The sequence below is a fragment of the Mariniflexile jejuense genome (genome assembly GCF_042675665.1).
GTDB lineage: Bacteria > Bacteroidota > Bacteroidia > Flavobacteriales > Flavobacteriaceae > Mariniflexile > Mariniflexile jejuense.
Genome location: NZ_JBHTJI010000001.1, coordinates 1,183,838 through 1,205,238 on the forward strand (window position 1 = coordinate 1,183,838; position 21,401 = coordinate 1,205,238).

A 21,401-nucleotide genomic window follows, 5' to 3' on the forward strand; every position below is an offset into this window, starting at 1 on the left:
TAATTGTTAACATATCAGCCAATTTTTATTAAATAACAAAAGCATCTACAGTTTTATGTATAGATGCTTTTTGTTTATATAGGTGATTTTTTTTAAAACGACTCAAGACATTCGCTTATAATGATTCAACAAATTTTGAGTTGACGAGTCGTGATTATTAACCGCGCTATTGTTAAATTCTTGTAAAATTTTACTAGCTAATTGTTTCCCTAACTCAACACCAAATTGGTCGTAGCTAAATATGTTCCAAATAATACCTTGAACAAATATTTTATGTTCGTACATAGCTATTAATTTACCTAAACTTTCTGGTGTTAATTTGTTAATAAATATTGTATTAGTTGGTTTATTACCGTCAAATATTTTAAACGGAATGATGCTTGATGCTGTACCTTCTGCTATTACTTCCGCTTCGGTTTTTCCATTTAATAAAGCCTCGGTTTGTGCAAAAAAGTTAGACATTAACTTATCTTGATGGTCTTGATTGCCGTGTAACGATTGTGTAAAACCTATAAAATCGGCAGGTATTAACTTTGTTCCTTGATGTATTAATTGAAAAAAAGCGTGCTGTGAATTTGTTCCTGGTTCGCCCCAAATAATAGTACCTGTTTGGTAGTCAATTGGATTTCCGTTTCTATCAATACTTTTTCCATTACTTTCCATAATACCTTGTTGAAGGTATGTTGCAAATTGGTTTAAATATTGGCAGTATGGTATGATGGCTTCGCTTTCTGCTTTAAAAAAGTTGTTATACCAAACACTTATTAATGCTAAAACTACTGGAATATTGGTTTTAAAATCTTCATTTTTAAAATGCTCATCCATTTTGTTTGCGCCTAGTAATAAGCTATCAAAATTTTTGTAACCTACTGCTAAACTAATGGTTAAACCTACAGCACTCCAAAGTGAAAAACGACCGCCAACCCAATCCCACATTGGGAAAATATTGTTTTCATCAATACCAAAGGCTTTTACGTTTTGAATATTGGTTGAAACTGCTACGAAGTGTTTTGCAATAGCTGCCTCTGTAGCCGATTTTAAAAACCAAGCTTTTAACGTATTTGCATTTGAAAGTGTTTCTTGTGTAGTAAAGGTTTTAGAAACAATTACAAATAGTGTAGTTTCTGGATTTAGTTTTTTAATAACTTCATTTACATGATCGCCATCAATATTACTTACAAAATGTGTAGTTAAATGATTTTTGTAATATTGAAGCGCATCTACAACCATTGCTGGACCTAAATCTGAACCACCAATACCAATATTTACAACATCGGTAAATGCTTTTCCTGTAAAGCCTTTTAATTCGCCATTTACAACTTGATTTGTAAATGTTTCAATTTTTTGCTTTACAGCATATATTTCTGGCATTACATTAACCCCTTCTACTTTAAAATTAGCATCTTTTGGTGCGCGTAATGCGGTGTGTAAAACGGCTCGACCTTCCGTTTCATTTATTATTTCACCAGAAAACTGACTTTTTATTGCGTCTTTTAATTTTACTTCTTCAGCTAATTCTAAAAGATAATTTAGCGTTTGTTCGGTAATTCTATTTTTTGAAAAATCGACATAAAAATCGTCCCATTTCACTGTAAATTTATTAGCTCGCTCTTTATCTTGAGCAAACAAATCTTTCATATGAATGTTACCAAAAGTTCCGTAATGGTCTTGAAGCTTTTTCCAAGCGTTTGTTTTTGTTGGATTGATGGTTGGTAGTGACATATTTTTATTTTTTTTGAGTTTTTACATCTTGAACCTCTTTTTCTTTTGAATCATCATGAATTGGCAAACCATCAAGCTGTAACTTAAGCGGTTTGATAAATTCTAAATAATCGCCTTTTAGTGCTTCTGAAATAGGTTCTGAACTTGATAGTTTCTCTTTAAACGGATCAACCTCTTTACCATTTTTCCAAAAACGGTAACAAACGTGTGGACCACCGGTATTACCCGTCATACCTATCCAACCTATCACATCGCCTTGTTTAACATGCTGACCAACGCTTACTTTACGTTTTTGCATGTGAAGGTATTGGGTTTCATAAGTTGAATTATGTCTTATTTTTACATAATTTCCGTTACCACCTTTGTATTGTGATGCTGTTACTACACCATTTGCAGTTGCTAAAATTGGCGTTCCAATAGGTGCTGCAAAATCGGTACCTCTATGTGGACGTAAGGCAAAACCATAATATGCTATACGCCTATTTAAGTTATATTTTGATGAGATTCTGCTAAATTGTACTGGCGCTTTTAGGAAGGCACGACGTAAATCTTTAGCAACTTCATTATAATATTCGTATTTGTTTTTTATGGAATCGGTTCGGTATCTAAACGCATAATACGGTTTGTTTTTGTGTTTAATAACAACTGCTTTTACGTTTTGGATGCCTGCATAAATACTATCATCAATATACTTGTCGGTATATATTACTTTAAAAGTATCGCCTTTTTGAAGTCTTGTAAAATCGATGGTCCAAGCAAAAATTTGTTCAGCTAATTTATTTGTTAATACAGCACTAACGCCTCTTTTATCCAATTCGGCAGATATGCTACCATTTAATACGCCTGTTACTGTTTTTTCAACATATTTAATAGGTTTTCTTCTTGTGTATGCATGAATGGAATCTTGAAAACTTATTACAACAAATTCTTCTTGATTGGGTTGATATATGAAATGCTTTGGTGCTTTTAAGCTGTCTTTAGAGCAAAGTATTGTGTAAGGCTTTCCTATTTTTAATTTTCTAATATCGAATGTGTCTTTTGCTTTTTCTGATATGCTAAATATTTTAGAATAATCAACTTTATTTTGAGCTAAAATATAGCCAAAGCTATCGCCACTTCTTATAGTGTCTCTTTTTACAACAAAATCGTTTAAATTAAAACCAAACTCATAAACATCTGGTATCTCTTCGGGAATTACTTCTACTGGTTTTTCTTCTTTTTCTTTACAACCTACAAAAACGATTGCAAATATTAATAATACTATAAATCTGTTCCCCATGCTTCTATTTCTTGCTTTGTCCATAAGTCTGGAAAAAATATCCTCTTTTGATACTTTGGATGCATATATTTTACCCATTCACTTCCTCCTGTTGCTTCGGCGGTTTTTCCGCCTATATTTAAATAATGATTTGCAGTGTTATAATGTGCCATAACCCATTTTATGTTTACGGTATAATCAAAATGACGCATGGCGGTAATTAACTCTTGGTTTTCTCTGGCTTCCTTAGGAAGTTCTTTAAATTTAGAGTATAAATTATTTGTGCTATAAAACTGGGCAAATCTAATGAATTCGTCTTTATATTTTTCTTCAAAAACTGTTAATGTGTAACTTTTTTTGCCTGTTTTATAATTCTTACCTGCGGCTTGCCAATATAGATGTTCAAAGGCGTTTTCATAGGTAGAATTTCTATCGATAGTATCTCTAAATCGCTTGTCAATTAAATTGATAAGTTCGGTTGATGCAAATTCAATTTTTCTGTATTGTGCACTTTGAAAACCACTTGCAGGCGTTAATGTTGTTCTAAATTTTGTGTATTGTTCTAAATCCATACCATCTTTCATAATGCTGAAAGATGATGTTAGCATATCAAAATACCTACTAATTCGTGATAGTTTATTTGTGAACAATTCTGCCGTTAAAGCATTACTTTTTGCAACTTGATTAATTTCAACAAGTATCATTTTAAACAACAATTCGTTTATTTGATGATACATGATGAACACCATTTCGTCTGGAAAAACAGTACGTTGTATTTGAAGATTTAATAAAGCATCGGTTTGAATATAATCCCAATAATTTATGGGTTTACTGTGTAATAAACCCTCCAAATAATCTTCTAAATCTTGGTTTATTGCCTCGTATTTTTCTTTAAGTTGGTTGTTTATTTTAGATTTCAAAATGTTTTTTAATTTGCAACAACTATTTTAAATGGGTGCTTTAAGCCTTTAAAAGCTTCCAAATCGGCACGTAGCGAACCTACTCTTAAATCGGCCTTGATACGCAAAGGTATTTTATTTTTATCTTTTGACACCCAAAGCGTTAAACTTTCTTCTTCTTTAAAAACGCGTCCTGCCATTACATACGGTCTGAATTTTAGCGATTCTACTTTACCAAAATCGGTATCAATTGTTTCGGTTCCTAGATATTGTAGTTTAAATCCGTAATTTTCATCATCAAAAAACATATCGGTGCGTATTTCATCGCCTACTTTAAGAGCGTTTATATTAATCTTATTTCGTAAATAATAGTAGGTAGACACCATGTCTTGAATGTTTGGTTTGGTATCAAACACTTCTTTGGTTTTTTTCTTTTTATCATTTACATAAGCTTTGTTATTGCTTTGGTCAAAATCAACTTCTAAGTCTTTTGTATGACCGCCTTCATCTATATTTCTAATAAATTTGTATGGTAGTAGCGTAGTTCTATCAAAATAACTTTCGTAGCGATCTTTAACTTTAAAAAACCATTTTATCATACCAGAAGTCCAGCCTTTACCAATTACATGATACACATCTTTATCATTTAGTTTGGTTTCTTTCACATAAAGTGACGCATTTCCTGCTTTTAAAAAACCGCTGTAACTCATTTTAAACTGAAACCACTCACCATCACCGAATGCCGATTCTTGTTGTGCAAATGAAACTTGTGTAATTATTATTGTCGCTATTATAAGTAATGTCTTTTTCATTTCTATTGAGGTAATTGTGATTAAATTTTTGAACAGTATATTTAACTTGTAAATAAGAATTTACAATTACTGTTCCAAAAATATAAAAATTACTTGTTCTATTTATATTTAAAAGAAGACCAAAATGTTAATTTGTTACAAAATACAAAAGAAAGAAGATTGAAAAAAGTGTTTTTATTAAGTTTAAAGAGTGCCTCTACTTGCTTGTTCTCTTTCAATAGATTCAAAAAGTGCTTTAAAATTTCCTGCTCCAAAACCTCGCGCACCCATACGTTGGATTATTTCAAAAAACAAAGTTGGTCTATCTTCTACTGGTTTTGTGAAAATTTGTAGCAAATAACCTTCTTCATCAGCATCAATCATAATACCTAAACTTTTTAGTGTTTCAATATCTTCTCTTAATTCATGATTGTGTTCGTGCAATCTATCTGGAACTGCTTTATAGTAGTCTTCTGGTGGTGTAGATAGAAACTCGACACCGCGTGCTTTTAATTGGCTTACAGCCTTAATAATATCATCGGTTGCTACAGCAATGTGTTGCACGCCAGCACCTTCATAAAAATCAAGATATTCTTCAATTTGCGAACGTTTTTTTCCTTTTGCTGGTTCGTTTATGGGGAATTTTATGCGTCCGTTACCATTACTCATTACTTTACTCATTAATGCAGAATATTCGGTATGAATTTGTTTGTCGTCAAAAGATAAAAAGTTTTCAAAACCCATAACATCTTCATACCATTTTACCCACGTATTCATTTGCCCCCAACCTACATTACCTACCATGTGGTCTATATATTTTAGGCCTACTGGTTCTGGATTATAATCAGATTTCCATTCACTAAACCCTGGCAAAAATGTTCCTTTGTAGTTTTTACGTTCAACAAACATGTGTACTGTTTCACCATAGGTGTAAATACCAGCTCTAACAACTTCACCATGTTCGTCTGTTTCAACAACAGGTTCCATATAGGATTTGGCACCTCTACTGGTGGTTTCTTGATATGCTTTTTTAGCATCTTCAACCCAAAGCGCAATTACTTTTACGCCATCGCCATGTTTTACAATGTGTTCATTTATGGACGATTTACTTGTTAAAGGTGTAGTTAATACTAACTTGATTTTGTCTTGTTTAAGCACGTAACTTACTGTGCTTTTAGAGCCTGTTTCTAAACCTTTATAGGCATACGATTGAAAACCAAATGCTGTTTTATAAAAATGTGCTGCTTGTTTAGCGTTTCCTACGTAAAATTCTACGTAATCGGTTCCTAAAAGTGGCAAAAAATCTTGTGCGCCTTTAAATATTTTTTCTAAACCGTAGTTTACTGTTTTTATAGCTTTACTCATAATTCTAGTATTTAATTACGTATTCGTTAAACTAATATTTATACTAACGAATGGGTTTTAGCCCTGATTGAGGCATTTGTTGGAGCTCCTCGCAGAGAGCGACTGCCGAAAGCAGGATTAGCTTCTTGAAATTTTAATGTTCTAACCAAGATGTATGATAATCTGGATCGGCAATTTTCATGCCTTCTTCGGTTACCATAAGTGGCTTAAAGGTATCTACCATTACTGCAAGTTCATCGGTTTTGGTTTTACCAATACTTCTTTCTGTTGCTCCTGGATGTGGACCATGTGGAATACCTGCAGGATGTAGCGAGATATGACCCGCTTCAATATCATTTCTACTCATAAAATCGCCATCTACATAATACAATACCTCATCACTATCTATATTACTATGGTTATATGGCGCAGGAATGGATAGTGGATGATAATCGTACAACCTAGGCACAAAACTACACACCACAAAAGCATCGGTTTCAAAGGTTTGATGCACTGGTGGTGGTTGATGTATGCGTCCTGTTATGGGTTCAAAATCGTGAATTGAAAATGCATACGGATAATTATACCCATCATACCCAACAACATCAAACGGATGTGACGCATACACCATTTCTATAATATCGTCTTGTTTTTTTACTTTAATTAAAAAATCTCCTGTTTCGTTATTAGTTTCAAGTTCTTGTGGTCTTCTTATATCGCGTTCGCAATATGGTGCGTGTTCTAAAAGTTGCCCAAACCAATTGCGATAGCGTTTTGGGGTGTAAATTGGTCGGCGAGATTCGACAATAAACAACCTATTATCTTCAGTATCAAAATCAATTTTGTAAATAACACCTCTAGGCACTAATAAATAATCGCCATATTTAAAATCAAGATTTCCTAAATGTGTTCTTAGTTTTCCTGTGCCTTTGTGGATAAAAATAAGTTCATCTGCATCGGTATTTTTATAAAAATAATTTTGGCTAGATTGTTTAGGTGCTGCCAAAATAATAGCACAGTCTTTATTAACTAAAACTGTTTTTCGACTTTCCAAATAATCGCTTTCTGGCTTTATTTGAAACCCTTTTAAACGATAGGATTGTATATTGTTTGCTTTGGCAATTTTTGGTGCAACACTATATTGGTTTTTAATTTCTTTTACCTGTGTAGGGCGTTGTTCGTGGTAGCTATTTGTATACATGCCATCAAACCCAATAGTACCAAACAATTGTTCTGAATACAAACTGCCATCTGGTTTTCTAAATTGGGTATGGCGTTTATGCGGAATGCTTCCTAATTTATGATAAAAAGGCATACTTTAAAAATTTAAGAGTTAAAAGTATAAAGTTCAAAGTTGAGACCTTCGGCTGTACCAAAGGCGACATTGAACTAAAAATCAATTACATATAAAGATACAATAAAGTAAGCTTATTCCGGATTTCTCTTGATAAGGTAGTGTAGAAATAATAGTAAATCTTGCCAAAAAGCTTTCATAACTATACAAATATGGTAAAATAATATGACTTTTAAAAAATGAAAAGCTAACTTAAAACCAAAATCCAACATTAAAAAACCAAACGCTTTGTGTTTGTTCTGGTGAATAGCTGTATTTTACTTGAATTGGCCCAATAAAGGTTTCAACTGCGTAACCTAAAGCATAACCTCTATAATTTGGAAGTGTAAGCCATTCGCCTGTTTGAAAAATATCATCTTCCACATTTGCCCAGTTTCCTTCTAAAGTAATGTGTTGCTTTTTAAAAATTTGATAATCGGCACTTGCAAATGCTTTTACATAACTATTTCCGGTAAGGGAAATAAAATCGTAACCCACAAATGGAATAAAATTATTTATCAAATTGTTTCCGTAACCACCAAGTGCAAAATCTAGTGTTTGGGTTGACTTGCTACCTACCTTAAAGCCACCACCGGTTTGTAAATTAAACACCAATTTGTTTGACACACTAAATGTATAACCTATATCTGCTTTTGCTATTGAAAAATTATCAAAATCTGTATTAAATTTTGATGCGTACAAATACATGTGTAAATCGCCATTAAAATACACACCACTTTTAGGAAAGTATTTATTATCGTAAGTATCAAATTTTAAACCTCCAAAAACACTAACGTAATCGGTACTTTCAAATACAAATGGATTGGTTTGATTATTTGAAGCTAAGGTTTGTGTTTTTATTTCTAATCGTTTGTGTTCTAACCCTGCACTTAATGAAAAATCTTTTCTGAACAAAGTTTGAACATAAAATTGATTGGTTTGATCTTGCAACTCAACATCAATTTTATTTAAACCTGTACTGGTTATTTGTGCATCATCAAGTAATAATTTAGCACTAATATCTTTATTAAATTGATGGTATCTAGACCTTAAACCTATGCTCCAATAAAAGCCTTTATCAATAAAATACTCAAAATTATAGCGTATGTTGTCTCCTAAAACAAAATCTAACGATGCTACATCATTATCAAACAATAATCGTTTTTGAGTAATATTAACTAATGCTGCACTTTTATACAAATCATCAAAATGCAAGGCTAATTTTAAAAATGTATTTACTTTGGTTTCTTTTAAATTAGCTATTAAGTTGTAACCTTTTTTATTATTACTATCCTTCAATTCAAACTCAAAAGAATCAAAATTATTGGTAGCAACTAAATTGTTTATACCGTTGTTAAAACTTTCGTAACTAATTTTTTCGTTATTTTTTAGCTTCAGTTTTCCTAAAATATAAGCTCTTGTATATTTTTCATTGCCTTTTATAACAATATCATTTATGGTAATACTGTCTTTAGCATTCATGTTAATTTTATAGCTTGTTTTCTTTTGAGAAGGATTTATTAGTTTTTTTAAATTATCAATTTTTTCAAAAGCAGCTTGTTTTCCGTTTTCAATAATTTTTGAACCTTCATCAAAAGATACCACTGAATAATCTTTAATATCTGGTTTAATATAAACATCCGTTTTTTTAACCTTCAATTTCATGTCATTGATGGTTCTAAAATTATTTATTTGTGCTAAAACGTCTAAAGCCGAACTTAGTTCTTCTATAGTTGCTAATCCATCTTGCACATCAACACCTATAATAATATCCATACCTTTTGCTCGCAACTCATCAATAGGATAGTTGTTTACCACGCCACCATCTATTAATACTTGATTGTTAATTGTAACTGGTTGAAATAGCGAAGGTAACGCGCCACTAGCCATAACAGATTGTGCTAAATTACCCGAGTTTAACATGACTGCTTGTCCAGTTTCAATATTAGTAGCAATACAGAAAAACGGAATTGGAAGCTTACTAAAATCGGTTATATTGTTTACATGCAAGGTTAATCTTGAAATTAAAGCATAAGTATTTTGCCCTCTTGATAATGCCGATGGCAATTTAATTTTAAAGTTTTCAAAAGGTAACGTTACTGCATATTTTTCAGAATTTTCACGTTCATAAAATGCTTTTGAAGCTCTGGGCAAATCATCATTTATAAGCTTATCAAAATCAATGACTTTAAAAATAGAATCGAGTTGTTTGCCAGTATAACCTGAAGCATAAAGCGATCCAATAATAGCACCCATACTGGTTCCAGCAACATAGTCAACTTTCACACCAAGGCTATCAATAACTTTTAAAACACCAATATGCGCCAACCCTTTTGCGCCACCACCACTTAACACCAACCCTATTTTTGGCGTGCTTGTTTTTAATGTATCGTTTTGCGCTTTCGCGGAAAACAATGCAAGCATGAATAGGGTTAATATGATGATTTTGATTTTCAAATTATAATTTTATTTACTGTGATAATAATTATAAACTTTTTCTGCTCTTGAAACGCCAACAACGGTTTCCAGTTCATCTAACTTAGCATTAGCAACACGTTTTGCCGATTTAAAATGTTTTAACAAATCAACAACCGTTTTTTCGCCAACACCAGGTATAGTTTCCAATTCGGTATTTAAGGCGCTTTTGCTGCGCTTATTTCTATGGTGTTCAATACCAAAACGATGCGCTTCGTTTCGCAATTGCTGAATAACTTTAAGCGTTTCGCTTTTTTTATCTAAATATAACGGAATTGGGTCGTTTGGGTAGAATAATTCTTCCAAACGCTTTGCAATTCCGATGATTGCTATTTTTCCACGTAAATTAAGTGCATCTAAACTTTTTAAAGCTGAAGATAGTTGACCTTTTCCACCATCAATAATGATGAGTTGGGGTAATTTTTCTTCTTCATCAAGCATCCGTTTATAGCGTCGATATACAACTTCTTCCATAGAAGCAAAATCATCTGGACCTTCAACTGTTTTTATGTTAAAATGCCTGTAATCCTTTTTACTAGGTTTTCCGTTTTTAAAAACCACGCATGCTGCAACTGGGTTTGTGCCCTGAATATTCGAGTTATCAAAACATTCAATATGGCGCGGTTCTTCATGCAAACGCAAATCTGCTTTCATTTGTGCCATAATACGATTTGCATGCCTATCTGGATCTACAATTTTTTCTTGTTTAAAACGCTCCATACGGTAATATTTGGCGTTTCGAAGTGATAAATCTAAAATATGCTTTTTATCTCCTAATTGCGGTATGGTTACTTTAACAGCTTCACCCAACTCAACTTTAAAAGGTACATATATTTCTTTTGATTTTGAATGAAAACGTTGGCGAATTTCGGTTATTGCTAGGGTTAATAATTCCTCGTCCGTTTCATCTAATTTCTTTTTAATTTCCAAAGTATGCGAACGAATAATGGAGCCATAAGAAAGTTGCAAAAAATTTACATAACCATAGCTTTCATCGCTCATTATTGAAAACACATCTACATTGCTAATTTTTGGATTTACAATGGTAGATTTTGATTGATAATTTTCAAGAACTTCTATTTTTTCCTTAATTTTTTGAGCTTCTTCAAACTGCATATCTTCGGCATATTGCTTCATTTGAAGTTTGAATTGATGGAGTGAATCTTTAAAATTTCCTTTTAAAATTTCTTTAATATCTTTAATATTTTCATGGTATGCTTGCTCGGTTTCATAGCCTTCACAAGCGCCTTTACAATTACCCAAGTGGTATTCTAAGCATACTTTGTACTTGCCTGCTTCAATATTTTTTTCAGATAAATCATAAGTGCAATTTCGTATTGAATACAAGCCTTTTATTAAATCTAAAAGTGTGTGAACGGTTTTCATGCTTGTGTAGGGTCCAAAATATTCAGAGCCATCTTTAAAAACACGTCTGGTTGAAAACACACGAGGAAATCGTTCGTTTTTAATACAAATCCAAGGGTACGATTTGTCGTCTTTCAACATCACATTGTACTTGGGTTGGTGCTTTTTAATCAAGTTATTTTCAAGCAACAACGCATCTGTTTCAGTTTCAACTACAATGTGTTTTATGGTTGCTATTTTTTTTACCAATACACGCGTTTTACCATTATCGTGTGTTTTGTTAAAATAGGAACTTACCCGCTTCTTTAAATTCTTAGCTTTTCCAACGTATAGAATGGTGCCTTCAGTATCATAATACTGATACACACCTGGTTGATTTGGTAAGGTTTGTAATTGTATTTCTAAGGTAGGTTTATCCATTAACGTAAAGGTAATTATTTTTAATTTTTAATATTGAAATACGGCTTTAAATCTGTTAAACTTTTGTCGCTTATTCATTATATAACTAACTATTTTGGTACATTGCGATACATTTTAAAATCATAAAATGAACAAAAAAGTAATTGGCAGAGTAGATAAAATTGATTTTCCTAAATTGGGTCTATTTAATATTGATGTTAAAGTTGACACAGGCGCTTATACCTCTACCATTCACTATGATGAAATTATTGAAGAAAACAACACCATACAATGTGTTTTTAATAGTGATAAGCATCAAAATTTTGGCAAAACCGTAATTGTTTTTGATGAATTTTCTAGCACTATTGTAAAAAGCAGTAATGGGTTGAAAGAAAAACGATATAAAATAAAATCTGAAGTCATTTTTTTTGGAAAGACCTACAAGATTAACCTAACTTTAAGCACACGCAATGATATGCGCTTTCCTGTTTTAATAGGCAGACAATTTTTAAAACGAAAATTTATGGTTGATGTAGATTTAGAAAATGTTTCTTTTAATACAAAACCCTTATGAATATAGTTATATTATCCAGAAACTCGAATCTCTACTCAACAGACAGGTTGGTTGAAGAAGGCGAAAAAAGAGGTCATAAAATAGAAGTTATAGACCCTTTAAAATGCGATATTATTATTGAAAGAGAAAAACCAACCATTTATTATAAAGACCGCTATTTAGATTATGTAGATGCTGTAATTCCTAGAATTGGCGCATCTATAACCTTTTACGGTTGCGCAGTAGTGCGTCAATTCGAAATGATGAATGTATTTACTATTGCAACGTCCGATGCGATACAACGTTCCAGAGATAAACTACGTAGTTTACAGCGCTTAAGTAAAGCAGGTATTGGTATGCCAAAAACCGTTTTTACCAATTACTCGCGTGATGTTGAAGAAGTTATAGAACACGTTGGTGGCGTACCTGTAATAATAAAATTATTAGAAGGCACACAAGGTTTAGGCGTTGTTTTAGCTGAAACAAAAAATGCTGCCGAATCGGTTTTAGAAGCTTTTAATGGTTTGGAAGCTCGTGTAATAGTACAAGAATTTATAAAAGAAGCTAAAGGTGCCGATTTACGAGCTTTGGTTGTAGATGGACAAGTAATTGGTGCCATGAAACGCCAAGGAAAAGAAGGTGAATTTCGTTCAAACTTACATCGCGGTGGCACTGCAAACATTATAAAATTAAGCGAAGCCGAATTGCGCTTAGCTACCAATGCATCCAAAGTACTAAAATTACCTGTTTGTGGTGTTGATATGCTACAATCGGCTCGTGGACCATTGCTTTTAGAAGTAAATTCTACACCTGGTTTAGAAGGTATTGAAGAAGCAACAGGTAAAAACATTGCTAAAAGCATTATCACTTATATAGAACGTAATAGACGTTAGTTAGATATGACATTAGTAAATAACATTTTAACCATTCTAGACACCAAAATTTACCCAGGCGAAAGTAAAGAAATTGATTTTGATGTTGCCAATTTACATACCTCATCACCTGTAAATGTGCCTATTATTATTGAACGTGCAAAAAAACCAGGTCCTATTGTTTTATTTACCGCGGGTATTCATGGAGACGAAGTAAATGGTGTTGAAATTGTTAGGCAACTTATAGCAAATGGTATTAATAAACCTAAAATAGGCACCATTATTTGTATTCCTGTTATTAATGTTTTTGGCTTTATAAACTTAAAACGCGAATTTCCTGATGGAAGGGATTTAAACAGGGTATTTCCAGGCACTGTTGATGGCTCTTTAGCTAGTAGAGTTGCTCACAAACTAGTACATGATATTATACCTTGTGTAGATTGCATTGTCGATTTTCATACTGGTGGTTCCGGAAGGTTTAACGCGCCACAAATACGCATTTCTAAAGAAAACAGACACCTAAACGAATTGGCAAAAGTATTCGCCATGCCATTTGTTTTGTATTCTAAAAACTTAAATAAATCGTTTAGAAATACCTGTTATAAATTAGGAAAAGCCATGTTACTTTTTGAAGGTGGTAAATCGTTTCACATAGACGATAACATTACTAACTACGGTGTAAACGGATCTAAACGTCTTTTAAAACATTTAGGAATGTTAAACTCACAAACTAAAGTTAGTAAACCAAAAAAAGACACTGTTTTTATTAACGAAAGTAGGTGGCAACGAGCTAGTTTTTCAGGCATGTTTAGAGCCACTATTGCTATTAGTAGTCATGTTAAAAAAGGTGATATTTTAGGATATATTACCGATCCATACGGCAAATTAAACCAAGCCGTAAAAGCGCCAAACGCCGGCTATATTATTAATGTAAACGAATCGCCCATTGTATATCAAGGTGATGCTTTGTTTCATATTTCAACAAAACTTAAAAGATAAGAAGTATGCTTAAAGCAGACTTACGAAAAAAATACAAATCGCTTCGTAATACTTTGTCAATGACTCAAATTGATAATTTAAGTATGGCTATTGCTAACCAAGTTTTGAAATTGCCTATTTGGGAACATTCCTTTTACCACATTTTTTTAGCTATTGAAGAGCAAAAAGAAGTAAATACAGATTATATTTTGAATATCCTTTCAGGAAAAGACAAACACATTGTTATTTCTAAAAGTGATTTTGAAACGGGTTTAATGACAAACTTTCTTTTAACCGATAATACCGTTATTAAAAAGAACAACTACAACATTCCTGAACCTGTTGATAGTATTGAAATTTCAAACGAAAAAATAAATGTTGTTTTTATACCACTTTTAGCTTTTGATGAAAAAGGAAACCGTGTGGGTTATGGCAAAGGTTTTTACGATCGTTTTTTAGCCAACTGCAAACCTGAAACCATTAAAATTGGTTTGTCTTTTTTTGAAGCTGAAACTGAAATTAACGATGTTTTTGAAAGTGATATAAGGTTGGATTTTTGCGTGACGCCTGAGAATATTTATAGGTTTTGAGTATTATAAATTAGGAAAGACTAATTTAATTTTATCTTTTGTGACTACTTGATTTGTTTCTATTACTTTTATTTCTGGAGATTCTACTAAATTATACTTCTTTAAATCCAATATTAATCTATTAAAATACTCGCTTGTTGCACAAACAGCACTATCCAAACCAATTACATCGCCAACTTTTTGTTTTTCATTTACCATTTTTGCATCATCATCTGATAATGTAATTAAAAAACATTGAGAACGCCTATGCACATATTTCATTGCTATAGCTTCTAAATCGGCTTGTTTATATCTTTCTCTAAATGAAGTTTTAGCACTTAAACATATAGGCCCTCTATCGGTCGTGTAAAACAATAAATCGTAATTAATGTTTGGTACAAAAGCAACTTTAGCATTTAAATAAATAGGGTAAATTTTTTCTCTAATTAATAATGTAGCTATTATGTATTCAAAAATTTTACCGTTAACTCCTCTTTTTTGTTGATCATTTTCTAACTCAACATCTCTTATTTGTAAATACGCATTCCAATACTTTAAAATATATTCACTGGGTTGTAGATATGTAACATCCATAAAAGAAGGAAATAGCTTTTCAAATATATTACCAGCTAAAGTATCGTTACCTTTTACAATATCTAAATCTTGAAGTAAACCCATATTCTTAATAATTTAATTTATCAAGTATTTTTTTTGCTGTAGCTTGAATAGCTGGTACAGCCACTGAATTACCAAATTGTTTGTATGCCTGCGCATCAGAAACTACTATCCTAAAATTATCCGGAAAACCCTGTAATCTAGCCCATTCACGCGGTGTCATTTTTCGAATTCCTTCTCTGTTTACTTCTCCTGTAATATTAGTAACGGGCTTAAAATTTGTAAGTCTTTTATCTAAAACAAGGTTTCTTTCTCTTCCCATTCCTCCACAAACAACAGCATTTGCTATTCCATCGTTAGGAATTATTTCATAACCGAAGCCATTCCCTTTATTTTTATGTCTTTCTTTATGATTTTTCAAAGTTTGCATGTAGGTTGTTGATAAATAATATTTTACAGAAACTGCTTTTTCTTCTAAAACATCTTCCAATACTACATTGTTGTTAATTGGTTTTGGATACTCAAAACTTTCTATACCTAAATCACTTCTAAAACCAACAATAAAAATTCTTTCTCTGTTTTGTGGCAACCCAAACTCTTTCGCATTAACAATACTTGGTTCTGGAACAAAATACCCTAAATCGTTTCTTAAGACATTTAAGATTGTTTCTAAAGTTTTTCCCTTATCATGACTCCTAAGTCCTTTTACATTTTCTAAAAAAAAGGCTTTTGGTTGTTTCTTCTTAATAATTTCTGCAACTTCAAAAAAAAGAGTTCCACGTGTATCTTCAAATCCACCCCTTCTTCCTGCAATTGAAAAAGCTTGACAAGGAAATCCTGCACATAATACATCAAAATCATCAGGAATATAACTCTTTGTTTTTTCTTTTGTTATATCTCCAAAAGGAATTTCTCCAAAATTAGCTTTATATGTTTGTTTTGAATATTTATCCCATTCGCTTGTAAAAACACATTTTCCACTCAAATTTTGGAATGCTAACCTAAATCCGCCAATTCCAGCAAAAAGATCTATAAATTTAAACTTAGGATTTTCGGGTGCGAGAAATGGCACAGACTCATTACTTTCAAAAATTAAATATTGTAGGGTTTCTTCAACAACCTTGTTAGTTATTTGATTAGAAGTATATGATTTTTTAAGAATGTCCTCCACATATAAAAGAGCGTCATTTTTATAATATTTAGAAACCCCATTCTTGTAATTATGCAAAAAATGTGTAAACGATGAAGCTTTAAAATCGTCTGATTCAAACACTTTTACCTCAAACAGTTTTTCATCAATATTATGTAGGCTAACTTTCTCTTTTATCATTACTTCATTATTTAAACCACAAGTTAAAAAAGTTATTATACTATAAAACAACTCATTTTCTTTTTGTTTACAAATATTATTAACAAAACTATTTCTTCGGAAACGCCCTTTTATTAAACACAATAAGCATAATAAATCCAGTACTTATTGCCATATCTGCAATATTAAAAACGGGTTCGAAAAAATTAAAACGTTTACCACCACCTATTGGAAACCATTGAGGTAAATCGACTTCAAATAAAGGAAAATATAGCATATCTACTACTTTTCCGTGTAGTAAGGTATCATAACCACCAGCTTCAGGCAAAAATACTGCTACTTGGTTAAAACTATCATCAAACAAAACGCCATAAAATACAGAATCTATAATATTACCTAAAGCACCAGCAAATATTAAAGCAATAGCCAGTATTAATATTTTAGACGCTTTCTTTTTAGTGGCATCAAACAACCAATACCCTATTCCAAAAATGGCAACTATTCTAAAAACAGTTAAAAATATTTTAGCAGAACGCTCGGAAACAAAAGATACGAAATCACTAATTTTTGTTCCCCAAGCCATTCCATCGTTTTCTATAAAATAGATTTGGAACCAACTAAATACTTCAATGTTTTCTTGAAGTTTGAAATGTGTTTTTATGTATATTTTACTTATTTGGTCTATAAGTAAAATGATGATGATTAAGATAATGGATTTTTTTAGTGACATTAAAGCATAAACTTTTTAAGTAGTGAATTCCTGCCTACACAGGAATGACAAATAAAAAACGCCTCAAAAAATGAGACGTTTCAAATATATCATTTAAAATAAAATTATTGCATGTTTTTTGCTTCAATACTTAAGGTTGCATGAGGCACTAATTTTAAACGCTCTTTAGCAATTAACTTACCAGTAACTCTACATACGCCGTATGTTTTGTTTTCTATTCTAATAAGCGCGTTTTTTAAATCGCGAATAAATTTTTCTTGTCTAATAGCTAATTGCGAATTAGACTCTTTGCTCATTACTTCACTACCTTCATCAAACGCTTTAAATGTTGGCGATGTATCATCGGTTCCATTATTATGGTCGTTCATGTAGGCACTTTTTATAAGCTCTAGATCGTGTTGTGCTTTATCTATTTTATCTTTTATCAATTCTTTAAATTCTGCTAAGTCTTTATCAGAATATCTTACATTTAAATCTAAACTCATAATTTTAATGTTTTTGTATATATAACTTGGTATTTACATCATCAAAGGCAATTTCTATACCATTATCTAATTTTTCAATAATTTCAAGTTTTTCGGTTAATGTTTCTGCTTTAATATACGACATATTTGTGTTTATAGCCGTATCAATTTGTTTATCGCTTTGCAATTTAACATCAATTCTGTCGGTTACTTCAAAACCTGAATCTTTACGTAAATTTTGAATACGATTTACAAGTTCTCTGGCAACACCTTCCATTCGTAAATCATCCGAAATAGTAACATCCAAAGCAACTGTTAAATTTCCTTCGTTTGCTACCAACCAACCTTCAATATCTTGTGATGTAATTTCTACATCATCTAGGGCTAAAGTTATATTTTTTCCATTAACTTCAATATCCAAAACACCATTTTGTTCTATTTTGTTAATATCTTGTGCTGAAAAGTTAGTAACTAAACTAGCAACTGCTTTCATATCTTTACCAAAACGAGGTCCTAAAGTTTTAAAATTAGGTTTTATTTGTTTTACCAAAATATCTGAAGCTTCTTCTAGCAGTTCTATTTCTTTAACGTTAACTTCGTGTTTTATTAAATCGGAAACCGCTAAAATCTCTTCCTTTTGCTGTTTACTAGTTACAGGAATCATGATTTTTTGAAGTGGTTGACGCACTTTAATCTTTTCCTTAGCTCTTAACGATAATACTAAAGATGAAATGGTTTGTGCTGCTTCCATTTTGCTTTCCAAACTCTTATCTACAAGTGAAGCGTCGTATTTTGGAAATTCAGCTAAATGAACACTTTCAAACGTTTCTTTTTGGGTGGCTGCATTCAAATCTAAATACAATCTATCCATAAAAAACGGAGCGATTGGCGCGCCTAACTTCGCAATAGTTACCATACAGGTATAAAGTGTTTGGTATGCCGAAATTTTATCTTGTCCATAATCGCCCTTCCAGAAACGTCTTCTACATAAACGCACATACCAGTTACTTAAGTAATCTTGCGTGAAATCTGAAATAGCGCGTGCTGCTTTTGTTGGTTCGTACTCCGCATAAAACGCATCAACTTTTTTAATTAATGTGTTTAATTCTGAAAGAATCCAACGGTCAATTTCTGGGCGTTCGTTTATAGCAATTTCAGCTTCACTATAATTAAAACTATCAAGGTTTGCATACAGCTGAAAGAACGAATAGGTATTGTAAAGCGTACCGAAGAATTTACGTTTTACCTCTTCAACACCTTCCAAATCGAATTTTAAATTATCCCAAGGATTTGCATTTGAAATCATGTACCAACGGGTAGCATCGGCACCATAAGTTGATAATGTTTCAAACGGGTCGATGGCATTCCCTAAACGTTTGGACATTTTTTGTCCGTTTTTATCCAACACCAATCCGTTTGACACCACATTTTTATACGCAACCGAATCGAAAACCATGGTTCCAATAGCATGCAGTGTATAAAACCAACCACGTGTTTGGTCTACACCTTCGGCAATAAAATCGGCTGGATACGATGTTCCTTTATCAATTAAATTCTTGTTTTCAAACGGGTAATGCCATTGTGCATACGGCATTGCACCAGAATCGAACCAAACATCAATTAAATCACTTTCGCGTTTCATTGGTTTTCCTGAAGCTGAAACCAATACAATTTCATCTACAATGTTTTTATGCAAATCGATTTTCGCATAGTTTTCTTCAGAATTGTTTCCAACTTCAAAATCTTCAAAAATAGCTTTTGAAAGAATACCTGCTGAAACAGCTTTTTCCATTTCAGATTTTAATTCTTCAACAGAACCGATACAGATTTCCTCTTTACCATCTTCGGTTCTCCAAATTGGTAATGGAATACCCCAGTAACGAGACCGCGATAAATTCCAATCGTTGGCATTTGCTAACCAGTTCCCAAAACGACCTGTACCAGTTGCTTTTGGCTTCCAGTTGATGGTTTCGTTCAATTCGAACATACGCTCTTTAATATCGGTGACTTTAATAAACCAAGAGTCTAACGGATAGTACAGAATTGGTTTATCGGTTCTCCAGCAGTTTGGATAACTGTGCTTATATTTTTCAACCTTAAAGGCTTTGTTTTCTTCTTTTAATTTGATGGCAATTTCAACATCAACTGAACGCTCTGGAGCTTCGCCATCATTATAATATTCATTCTTCACATATTTACCAGCATATTCGCCCATTTCTGGACGGAATTTACCTTGTAAATCTACAAGAGGCACTAAATTTCCATTTTCATCTTTCACCAACATAGGTGGCACTTCTGGTGTTGCTTGTTTAGCAACCAAAGCATCGTCGGCACCAAATGTAGGCGCCGTGTGTACGATACCTGTACCATCTTCGGTGGTAACGAAATCGCCCGAAATGACTCTAAATGCATTTTCTGGATTATCGTTTGGAAGTGCGTAAGGCAATAATTGTTCGTAGGTGATGCCCACTAAATCTTTACCAATAAATTCTTTAACGATGAAAAAAGGAATTTTTTTATCGTTTGTATTATAGCCTGATAATTCCTCTTTTGTTTCAACTTGATTAAACTTTCCTGCAAATTGATAAGGCACTAATTTTTTTGCCAAAATCACATTGATAGGCTCAAAAGTATATTGATTGAACGTTTTAACCAACACATAGTCGATTTTTGGACCAACGGTTAATGCTGTGTTACTTGGCAAGGTCCAAGGTGTAGTTGTCCAAGCTAAAAAACGAATATCGCCTTCGTTTTGTAAAAAATTTGGTAACGATGCTGGTTTTGCTTTGAATTGCGCAACAATCGTAGTATCCGTTACATCTTGATACGTTCCAGGTTGGTTCAACTCATGCGAGCTTAAACCTGTTCCCGCTTTTGGCGAATACGGCTGAATGGTATAGCCTTTATACAATAAGTTTTTATTGTAAATTTCTTTTAGCAACCACCAAACACTTTCCATGTATTTTGGTTCGTAGGTAATGTATGGGTCGTCCATATCTACCCAATAACCCATTTTTTGGGTTAGGTCGTTCCAAACATCGGTGTAACGCATTACGGCTTTACGGCAAGCAGCGTTATAATCTTCTACCGAAATGGTTTTACCAATATCTTCTTTGGTAATGCCCAATTCTTTTTCAACACCCAATTCAATAGGTAACCCGTGTGTATCCCAACCTGCTTTACGCTTTACTTGATACCCTTTCATGGTTTTGTATCGCGGAAAAATATCTTTAATGGCGCGCGCCAACACGTGGTGAACACCAGGTAAACCGTTTGCTGAAGGTGGTCCTTCAAAAAACACAAACGATTCATTGTTTTCTCTGGTAGAAACACTTTTTTCAAAAATGTTGTTTTCTTGCCAATAGTTAAGAATCTCTTCTGCAACTTTTGGTAAGTCAAGTCCTTTATATTCAGGAAATTTCATGCTCATTATATCAAATTTCTTTTCGAGGTGCGAAATTAAGGATTTATCCTTAAATGATTAATTTTTAATCATAAAAAAAGCCAAAACTATTATTTTGGCTTTTTTAAGACTAACTCTAACTATTATAAATTAATTAACTATGAATTTTTTTGTTACAACTTGACCCGTTTTGGCTTTAAACCAAGCTATGTATGCTCCTGTTGAAACATTTGATATTTTTATACCATTATTCAAGGTTTCTTGTGATACATTGGTAAACTCTTGCACTATTTGACCACGCATATCTACTATGGACAATTTA

The 21,401-nt window shown here is 32.5% G+C and carries 18 protein-coding genes; 4 read left to right on the plus strand and 14 right to left on the minus strand.

Annotation, left to right across the window (positions count from 1 at the left end):
• Positions 1 to 102: 102 nt before the first annotated feature.
• The 8 genes from pgi to uvrC form a co-directional block, all read right to left on the minus strand.
• A complete protein-coding gene (pgi, locus tag ACFQ1R_RS05090; protein ID WP_379925041.1) occupies positions 103 to 1,722 on the minus strand; it encodes a glucose-6-phosphate isomerase in 1,620 nt (539 codons plus the stop codon).
• 4 nt (positions 1,723 to 1,726) lie between these two features.
• A complete protein-coding gene (locus ACFQ1R_RS05095; RefSeq protein WP_379926308.1) occupies positions 1,727 to 3,001 on the minus strand; it encodes a peptidoglycan DD-metalloendopeptidase family protein in 1,275 nt (424 codons plus the stop codon).
• Positions 2,983 to 3,900: a tryptophan 2,3-dioxygenase family protein gene (locus ACFQ1R_RS05100; protein ID WP_379925042.1), complete on the minus strand. Its 918-nt coding sequence runs from the start codon at positions 3,898 to 3,900 to the stop codon at positions 2,983 to 2,985. The genes ACFQ1R_RS05095 and ACFQ1R_RS05100 overlap by 19 nt, the downstream gene beginning before the upstream one ends.
• Before the next feature lie 8 nt (positions 3,901 to 3,908).
• On the minus strand, positions 3,909 to 4,691 hold the full coding sequence (locus tag ACFQ1R_RS05105) for a DUF3108 domain-containing protein (RefSeq protein ID WP_379925043.1): 783 nt from the start codon (positions 4,689 to 4,691) through the stop codon (positions 3,909 to 3,911).
• A gap of 183 nt (positions 4,692 to 4,874) precedes the next feature.
• Entirely contained in the window at positions 4,875 to 6,035 is a 1,161-nt protein-coding gene (gene hppD, locus ACFQ1R_RS05110) for a 4-hydroxyphenylpyruvate dioxygenase (protein WP_379925044.1), read from the minus strand.
• A gap of 133 nt (positions 6,036 to 6,168) precedes the next feature.
• Positions 6,169 to 7,329 (minus strand): homogentisate 1,2-dioxygenase, encoded by a 1,161-nt coding sequence (locus ACFQ1R_RS05115; RefSeq protein WP_379925045.1) that lies wholly within the window; start codon positions 7,327 to 7,329, stop codon positions 6,169 to 6,171.
• Positions 7,330 to 7,560: 231 nt separating this feature from the next.
• On the minus strand, positions 7,561 to 9,804 hold the full coding sequence (locus tag ACFQ1R_RS05120) for a patatin-like phospholipase family protein (RefSeq protein WP_379925046.1): 2,244 nt from the start codon (positions 9,802 to 9,804) through the stop codon (positions 7,561 to 7,563).
• 9 nt (positions 9,805 to 9,813) lie between these two features.
• The gene (gene uvrC / locus ACFQ1R_RS05125) at positions 9,814 to 11,607 is read right to left on the minus strand and encodes an excinuclease ABC subunit UvrC (protein ID WP_379925047.1); all 1,794 of its coding nucleotides are present in this window, start codon (positions 11,605 to 11,607) and stop codon (positions 9,814 to 9,816) included.
• A gap of 127 nt (positions 11,608 to 11,734) precedes the next feature.
• Here uvrC and ACFQ1R_RS05130 point away from each other — a divergent pair, with 127 nt between their 5' ends.
• The 4 genes from ACFQ1R_RS05130 to ACFQ1R_RS05145 are packed head-to-tail and all read left to right on the plus strand — an operon-like array spanning position 11,735 to position 14,579.
• A complete protein-coding gene (locus ACFQ1R_RS05130; RefSeq protein WP_379925048.1) occupies positions 11,735 to 12,160 on the plus strand; it encodes an ATP-dependent zinc protease family protein in 426 nt (141 codons plus the stop codon).
• Positions 12,157 to 13,032, plus strand: a complete 876-nt coding sequence (gene rimK / locus ACFQ1R_RS05135) for a 30S ribosomal protein S6--L-glutamate ligase (RefSeq protein ID WP_379925049.1) — start codon at positions 12,157 to 12,159, stop codon at positions 13,030 to 13,032. Before ACFQ1R_RS05130 ends, rimK begins: the two co-directional genes overlap by 4 nt.
• Positions 13,033 to 13,038: 6 nt before the next feature.
• Positions 13,039 to 14,010 (plus strand): succinylglutamate desuccinylase/aspartoacylase family protein, encoded by a 972-nt coding sequence (locus tag ACFQ1R_RS05140; RefSeq protein WP_379925050.1) that lies wholly within the window; start codon positions 13,039 to 13,041, stop codon positions 14,008 to 14,010.
• Positions 14,011 to 14,015: 5 nt separating this feature from the next.
• Positions 14,016 to 14,579: a 5-formyltetrahydrofolate cyclo-ligase gene (locus ACFQ1R_RS05145; RefSeq protein ID WP_379925051.1), complete on the plus strand. Its 564-nt coding sequence runs from the start codon at positions 14,016 to 14,018 to the stop codon at positions 14,577 to 14,579.
• Positions 14,580 to 14,582: 3 nt separating this feature from the next.
• On the opposite strand, the gene ACFQ1R_RS05150 is transcribed toward ACFQ1R_RS05145, so the two are convergent.
• From ACFQ1R_RS05150 to ACFQ1R_RS05175, 6 genes are all read right to left on the minus strand, one after another.
• On the minus strand, positions 14,583 to 15,236 hold the full coding sequence (locus ACFQ1R_RS05150; protein WP_379925052.1) for a hypothetical protein: 654 nt from the start codon (positions 15,234 to 15,236) through the stop codon (positions 14,583 to 14,585).
• A gap of 4 nt (positions 15,237 to 15,240) precedes the next feature.
• Positions 15,241 to 16,503, minus strand: coding sequence for a DNA cytosine methyltransferase (locus ACFQ1R_RS05155; RefSeq protein ID WP_379925053.1), 1,263 nt, complete (start codon positions 16,501 to 16,503; stop codon positions 15,241 to 15,243).
• Positions 16,504 to 16,591: 88 nt separating this feature from the next.
• Positions 16,592 to 17,212: a lipoprotein signal peptidase gene (locus tag ACFQ1R_RS05160; RefSeq protein WP_379925054.1), complete on the minus strand. Its 621-nt coding sequence runs from the start codon at positions 17,210 to 17,212 to the stop codon at positions 16,592 to 16,594.
• A gap of 104 nt (positions 17,213 to 17,316) precedes the next feature.
• Entirely contained in the window at positions 17,317 to 17,697 is a 381-nt protein-coding gene (locus ACFQ1R_RS05165; protein ID WP_379925055.1) for a TraR/DksA family transcriptional regulator, read from the minus strand.
• A gap of 4 nt (positions 17,698 to 17,701) precedes the next feature.
• A complete protein-coding gene (gene ileS, locus ACFQ1R_RS05170; RefSeq protein WP_379925056.1) occupies positions 17,702 to 21,106 on the minus strand; it encodes an isoleucine--tRNA ligase in 3,405 nt (1,134 codons plus the stop codon).
• A 123-nt stretch (positions 21,107 to 21,229) separates the two neighbouring features.
• Positions 21,230 to 21,397, minus strand: coding sequence for a T9SS type A sorting domain-containing protein (locus tag ACFQ1R_RS05175; RefSeq protein ID WP_379926309.1), 168 nt, complete (start codon positions 21,395 to 21,397; stop codon positions 21,230 to 21,232).
• Positions 21,398 to 21,401 lie beyond the last annotated feature (4 nt).